Origin of the sequence: Sphingomonas sp. 1185 (genome assembly GCF_040544655.1) — a bacterium.
In the GTDB taxonomy this organism is placed as follows: domain Bacteria; phylum Pseudomonadota; class Alphaproteobacteria; order Sphingomonadales; family Sphingomonadaceae; genus Sphingomonas.
In genome coordinates, this window is sequence record NZ_JBEPKL010000025.1 from 55,684 (window position 1) to 62,791 (window position 7,108).

Annotated in this window: 3 protein-coding genes; 2 read left to right on the forward strand and 1 reads right to left on the reverse strand. The window is 68.9% G+C overall.

What is annotated here, in order from left to right; translation table 11 throughout:
• Positions 1-49 precede the first annotated feature (49 nt).
• On the forward strand, positions 50-1,999 hold the full coding sequence (locus tag ABIC44_RS15170) for a glycoside hydrolase family 84 protein (RefSeq protein ID WP_354296394.1): 1,950 nt from the start codon (positions 50-52) through the stop codon (positions 1,997-1,999).
• A gap of 55 nt (positions 2,000-2,054) precedes the next feature.
• On the opposite strand, the gene ABIC44_RS15175 is transcribed toward ABIC44_RS15170, so the two are convergent.
• Positions 2,055-4,553, reverse strand: a complete 2,499-nt coding sequence (locus ABIC44_RS15175; protein WP_354296396.1) for a family 20 glycosylhydrolase — start codon at positions 4,551-4,553, stop codon at positions 2,055-2,057.
• 144 nt (positions 4,554-4,697) lie between these two features.
• On the opposite strand from ABIC44_RS15175, the gene rnr reads away from it, so the two are divergent.
• Positions 4,698-6,896, forward strand: coding sequence for a ribonuclease R (rnr, locus tag ABIC44_RS15180; protein ID WP_354296397.1), 2,199 nt, complete (start codon positions 4,698-4,700; stop codon positions 6,894-6,896).
• The last annotated feature ends 212 nt before the right edge of the window (positions 6,897-7,108 follow it).

A 7,108-nucleotide genomic window follows, 5' to 3' on the forward strand; every position in this document is an offset into this window, starting at 1 on the left:
CCCTCTCCCCTAGTCTCCGACAATACCATTTCAATACCGGAGAATGAGGATGACGCGGCGGGCAAACAGGTGGAACGGCGGCGTCATCGCGGCGGTCGCATTCGCGAGCCTCACGGCCGCCTCGGCACAGGCCGCCACCCCCACCCTTCCCGCCATCTTCCCCGCGCCGACCGCGATGACGCTGGGCGACGGGGCGATCGCGCTGGGCCGCCCGGTCACGCTGGTCGTCGCGCCCGGCACCGAGCCCGCGACCGCCGCGCTGGTCCGCACGCTTCTGGCCAGGGCGGGGATCAGCGAGGTCGCGACCGCCAGCCGCCTGCCCGCCACCCCCGACCGCCCGACGATCGTGATCGGTCCCGACAGCGCCGCGATCGTCCGCGAGGCGCTGGCACGCAGCGGCGCGGCCGCCGACGACCGGACCGAAGGCTATACGCTGGCAACCCGCAGCACGGGCGCGGGGCTGATCACGCTGGCGGGGCATGATGCCGACGGCCTGTTCCATGCGGTGCAGACGCTGCGCCAGCTGCTCGCCCGGCCGACCATCCCCGCGCTGACCATCCGCGATCATCCCGCCATGCCGATCCGCGGCACGATCGAGGGCTTTTACGGCAAGCCCTGGTCGATGACCGACCGCACCAGGCATCTGGACTTCCTGGGGGAGATGAAGGCCAACACCTATGTCTACAGCCCCAAGGACGACCCCTTCGCGCGCGACAAGTGGCGCGAGGCCTATCCGGCGGCCACGCTGAGTGAACTCGGCACGCTGGTCGCGCGGGCGCGGGCGAACCATGTCGATTTCGTCTATGCCATCTCGCCGGGGCCGAGCATCTGCTTCTCCAACCCGGCGGACGAACAGGCGCTGCTGCGCAAATTCGCAGCGCTGCGCGGGATCGGCGTGCACAGCTTCTATGTCGCGCTGGACGACATCGAATATCAGAAGTGGAATTGCGACGCCGACAAGGCGGCGTTCGGCCCCTCGGGCGCGGAGGCGGCGGGCATCGCCCAGTCGAAGCTGCTCAACGCGGTACAGGCCGACCTGCTGCGCCAGGACCCCGCCTCGCGTCCGCTGATCATGGTGCCGACCGAATATTACGACGCCAAGGAAAGCCCCTACAAGGCCGCATTGCGTGCCCATCTGAACCCGCGCATCGTCGTGCAATGGACCGGCACCGATGTCGTGCCGCCCGCCATCTCCATCCCCGATGCCAAGGCGGCAACCAAGGCGTTCGGGCGCAAGACGCTGCTATGGGACAATTATCCGGTCAACGACTATGCCAGCTCGGCCGGGCGGTTGCTGCTCGCCCCCTATGCCAAGCGCGAGGCGGGGCTGTCGTCCGAGCTGACCGGCATCCTGTCCAACCCGATGAACCAGGAAGCGCCCAGCCGGGTCGCGGTGACGGGCGTGCTGGCCTTTGGCTGGAACGACAAGGGCTATGACGCGGACCGCACCTGGCATTATGCCGCGCACGATCTGGCGGCCAATGACGCGCGCGCGACGGCCGCGCTGCTGGAACTGTTCGATACCCAGCATCTGGCCCCGACCTTCGGCAGCCAGCCCTGGCAGGAACAGGCGCCGAAGCTGAAGGCGCTGCTCGACCATGTCCGCGAGGCGCTGGCCAATGGCGACGAGGCCGAGCGGCGCGCGGCGATCGCGGCGCTGGGCCACAAGGCCGATGCACTGGCCGATGCGCCCGACACGATCCGTGCGGGCGTGGCCGATCCGGGCTTTGCCGAACAGGCCGCCCCCTGGCTCGATGCGATGCAGCTCTGGGGCCGCGCGCTGCAACAGACCGCCGCCGGGCTCGACGCCGCCGACCGGGGCAATCCGGCCGCGACGCGCTATTTCGCCGATGCCAAGCGGATCGCCGCCCAGGCCGCCGCGGTGCAGACCATCCCCGGCGCCACCCGCTTCGGCGGGCCGGTCAAGATCGCGGACGGTGTGCTCGATACGTTCGTCGCGGACGCGCCGAGTCTGATTGCGGTTACGGCGAGACCGTAACCGATGGGCCTGATCGCGGTCACGGCGAGACCGTAACCCATGGGCCTGATCGCGGTTACGGCGAGACCGTAACCGTCCGGCTGGCGCGGCGGCCATCGGGGGTGCGGGTGCGAAGCTCGACCGCCCCCGTCACCGCCACCGGCCCGTCATAGCGCCGCCACGCGGTGGCGCCGCCCATGCGATACTCGATCGGGGTGCCGGGAAACTCGGTGTTCGCCTCCAGCCGACTGCCCGCGATCCGCGCGCCCGGCGGGGCGAGGCGGTAGGTCACGCCCGCCCGGTCGAGCATCCGCATCTGCACGCCCATCCGCCCGGCAAAGTCGCGCCAGCCCGCCAGCAGCTTCGCCCGGTCCACCCGCGTATCGCCGGGTTCATAGCCCGCCCCCGCGACATAGGCGGGCTCCCAGTCCGGCTTGCGCCACGCCCGCTCGGCCAGCGCCAGCAGGCGCGGGAACAGCATATAGTCGACCTGGCTGTCGCGACGGACCGTCTCGCTCCACAATTGCGCCTGGATACCCGCGATCTCGCGATTGGGCTGGAGCGGCACGGTGTCGGCGATGGACTTGGGCTGGGCGAGGATATTGGGGATCAGCGCGGCATTGGCGGCCAGATTGCCCGGCATGAAGCCGAACACCTGGAAACTGTCCACCCCGCGCGAGGCCCAGTCATAGCCCGTCTCGTCCGGATCGGCGGCATAGGGCATGTCGAAATAGCCGAGATCGGGAATCGACAGCACGGTCTTCCACCCGTGATTGGCCTGTCCATGCGCCTCGGCGACGCCGCCTGCGTGCAGGTTGCTCCAGATATTGGTCTGGACCTTGGCGGGCATCCTTGCGGGGTCGGTATGGCCCAGGCCGTCGCTCCACCCCGCGACCGCGATGCCGCGCCTGGCGAGATCGGCCGAAATCCGCTCGATGAAATAGGCGCCCAGCTGCTTGGGTTGCAGGCCGGTCCTGGCCATCATCACCTTGCAGGCGGGCGACTGGGTCCAGGCGCCCGCCGTCTCGTCCGCGCCGATATGATAGGTGGTCAGCGGCACCCCCGCCGCCTTGTGCAGGCCCGCGATGGCGTCGATCACCGTGTCGATGAAGCGATAGGTGCTGTCGATACAGACGTTCAGCGTGTTGTCGTCATAATGCTGGACGCTGGAATAGCGGGTGGTGTCGCCCGGCTCGACCAGGCGGAAGCGTTCGGCGCCGGCGCGGTCGCCTTTCGCCATCAGCCGCCGATAGCGGACCTCCATCGACCGGATCGCCGCGCGCGAATGGCCCGGCATGTCGAAGGAGGGGATGACCGCGATCTGGCGCGCGGCGGCGGCGCGCAGGATGTCGGTATAATCGGCGGGGGTCAGATAGCCGTTGCTCGGCGCATCGCGCGCCGGGTCCGCACCGAGCTGGGGCGAGAGACAGGTCTTCTCGCTGAGGTCCTCGCAGCGATAGGCGCCGATCCCGGTCAGTTCGGGCAGCGCGGCGATCTGGAGGCGCCAGCCCTCGTCATCGCCCAGATGCAGGTGCAGCGTGTTGAGCTTGTACGCCGCCATCTGCTCGATCAGCTTGAGGATCTCGGCCTTGCTGTGGAAGTTGCGCGCCAGGTCGATGTGCAGCCCGCGAAAGCCGTAGCGCGGCGCGTCCTCGACGATCAGCGGACGCAGACGCGGGCCCTCCGCCGCCATCTGCTGCGCCAGCGACCGCAGGGCATAGGACGCCCCCGCCGCATCCGCCGCCGCGATGGTCACGCCGCCCTGGCCGATGGTCAGGCGATAGCCCTCCGCCGCCAGCCCCGCCGTCTTGCGGATGGTCAGCGGCACGCGGCCCACCGGCAATCCGGCCAGCGCGGGCGCGATGGCGGCGCGGGCGATGCCGTCCGTGGTCACGCGAAGCCCCCCGGACAGATCGACCGGCGCACCGGCGGGCCGCCTGACCGTCATCGGCCTGGGCAGGATCGCCACGTCGACCGGGGTCGCCGCCCCCCGCTCGGCATAGAGCGCAAAGGCGCGCTCGGGCGTCCGCCACAGCGTCTGGTCGTCGGGCGCGCTGCGGGCGAGCGCGGCCTCGTCGGTCATCGGCGCGACGAAGGGCAAGGTCTCCAGCCCCGTCTCCGCATCGGTGCCCGTCCGGGTCGCCGCGATCACGCGCGGCGCGAGACCGGCGGCGGCCAGCGTCGCGTTGGGCATCATGTGATTGCGCGAGAAGAATGCGCCGAGCCCGGTCAGCTTCACATGATAGACCTGCCCCGGCGTCAGGCTCCGGCCGGGTTTCAGGGTCAGGACGTTCAGGTCGCCGTTGATCGTCCGGTTGTCGAACAGGTCGCTCTCGACCTTCAGCACCGGGTTGACCAGGCTGTAGCGGATCTCGACCGGCAGGCTGGGCGCGTCCCCGGGCACGGCGATGGCGATATCCGCCTCGAAACAGCGCGGAATGCCGGTGGGGCAGGATGCCGGACGGTTGGTCAGGATGGTGTAGCGATAGCCCATCGTCGCGGCCAGCCGGTCCAGATCGGCCTGCGCCGGAGCCACCGCCAGGATCGCGGCCGAAGCCCATAAAGTCATCATCATCTGCCCGTCCCGCTACGCCGTACTGGTATTACATTGGATCATGACAAGGCTGGACGCGCAAGCCAAACACATTCCTCCCCCTGCAAGGGGAGGGAATGGAATGCCGGGGGTGACGCCGCCCGCCCCACCGCCTATCTCCATCCCATGAAAAAACCCCAGCCGGGTCTGCCGACCCGTGAGCAAATCCTCGCCTTCATCGAACAGTCGGACCAGCCGGCGGGCAAGCGCGAGATCGCACGCGCCTTTGGCCTGTCCGCGCAGGAGAAGATCGGGCTGAAGGCGCTGCTCAAGGACATGGCGGACGAAGGGCTGATCGACAGCGCGCCGGGCCGCGCCTTCCACAAGATGGGCGGCTTGCCCAAGGTGACGGTGCTGCGTGTCGTCGATGTCGATGACGGCGGCAATGTCTGGGGCCAGCCGGAACGCTGGGAAGCGGACGGCGTGCCCATCCCCCGGCTGCGCATCCGCGAACGCAAGCGTGGGCAGCTCGGCATCGGCCAGCGGGTGCTGGCGCGCACCGAGGAAGCGGGCGGCGGCTGGATCGCGCATGTCATGAAGACGATCGCGCCCGCCTCCGAACAGGTGCTGGGCGTGTTGCGCGAGGAAGCGGGGCGCTTCTGGTTGACCTCCGTCGACAAGAAGGACCGGCGCGAAATGATGGTGTCGGACACCGGCGGCGCGGAAGCGGGCGACTTGGTACTGGCCGAGAAGGCGGGCCGCCCGCCGCGCATCACCGCAAAGGTGGTCGAGCGGCTGGGCGATCCCTTCGCCCCGCGCAGCTTCTCGCTGATCGCGATCCACAAGTTCGAGATTCCCGACCGCTTCCAGCCCGAAACGCTGGAGGAGGCCGAACGCGTCGCGCGCCAGCCACTGGGCGACGACCGCGAGGACTTGCGCGACCTGCCGATCGTCGCGATCGACCCGGTCGATGCGCGCGACCATGACGATGCCGTCTGGGCCGCGCCCGACGACGATCCCGCCAACCCCGAGGGCTGGCGCGCCATCGTCGCGATCGCGGATGTCAGCTTCTATGTCCGCCCCGGCTCGGCGATCGACAAGGATGCGCGGCGGCGCGGCAATTCGGTCTATTTCCCCGACCGCGTCGTGCCGATGCTGCCCGAAATCCTGTCGGCGGATGTCTGTTCGCTGAAGGAAGGTGAGGACCGCGCCGCGCTCGCCTGTCACTTGCAGGTGACGAAGGACGGCAAGCTCAAGGGCTTCCGCTTCACCCGCGCGGTCGTGCGGCTGGCGGCGAACATCGCTTATGAGGATGCGCAGGCCGCCATCGACGGCGAATTGTCGCATCCGCTGACCGAGACGGCGCTGCGGCCGCTCTGGGATTGCTGGGCCGCGCTCGCCAAGGCACGCGACGATCGCGAGCCGCTCGACCTCGACCTGCCCGAACGACGGGTGGTGCTCGACCAGAAGGGCCGCATCCTGTCGGTCGCGCCGCGCGCGCGGCTGGATGCGCATCGGCTGATCGAGGATTACATGATCGCCGCCAATGTCGCCGCCGCCAAGGCGCTGGAGGCGAAGAAGGCACCCGTGATGTACCGCGTCCATGAGGTGCCCAGCCGCACCAAGCTGGTCGCGCTGAAGGAGTATCTGGAAACCTTCGACATCCCCTTTGCCATGGGCCAGGTGATCCGCCCGGCGACCTTCAACCGGATCATCGACAAGATCGGCGACGCGGACTTCAAACCGCAGGTGATGGAACAGATCCTGCGCTCGCAGACGCAAGCCTATTATGCGCCGGTCAATCAGGGGCATTTCGGCCTGTCGCTGGGCTCCTATGCGCATTTCACCTCGCCGATCCGGCGCTATGCCGACCTCGTCGTCCACCGCGCGCTGGTCGGCGCGTACAAGCTGGGCGATGGCGGGTTGCTGCCCGAGGGCGAGGAGATGGAGCGGCTCGGCACCTCGATCAGCCAATATGAACGCCGCGCGATGGAGGCGGAGCGCGAGACGATCGACCGCTATGTCGCGGCGTATCTCGCCGAGCATGTCGGTCAGGTGGTCGAGACGCGGATCACCGGCGTCACCAATTTCGGCTTCTTCGCCACCGTCGACGGCGTGGGCGGCGACGGACTGATGCCGATCCGCGACCTGGGCGGCGATTACTTCCATTATGATGAAGGCTCGCAGCAACTGCTCGGCGAGAAGACCCGCGAAATCTACAAGCTGGGCCAGCGCCTGCCGCTGCGTCTGGCGGAGGCGAACCCGGTGTCGGGGGCGCTGCGCTTCGAGCTCCCCGACGGCAAGGGCGCCAAGCCCGAACCGCGCCGCGTGCTGAAACGGCGTGGTAGGCCCGCGAACATCCGCCACAACGGCAAGCGGCGGTAAATCCTCCCCGGCACGGGGAGGGGGACCAGCCCAGCTGGTGGAGGGGGCGTGCCGCAAGCGCATCGCTTTGTGGAAGCCACCCTCCGTCAGAGCTGCGCCCTGCCACCTCCCCGTGCCGGGGGAGTGTTCACCCCGGACTCTGCAGGCGTTTTCTGGCGAGGAATATGTCGAGGGTGATCTCGAGCATGTTTTGGGTCTTGGAGGCGCGCTTG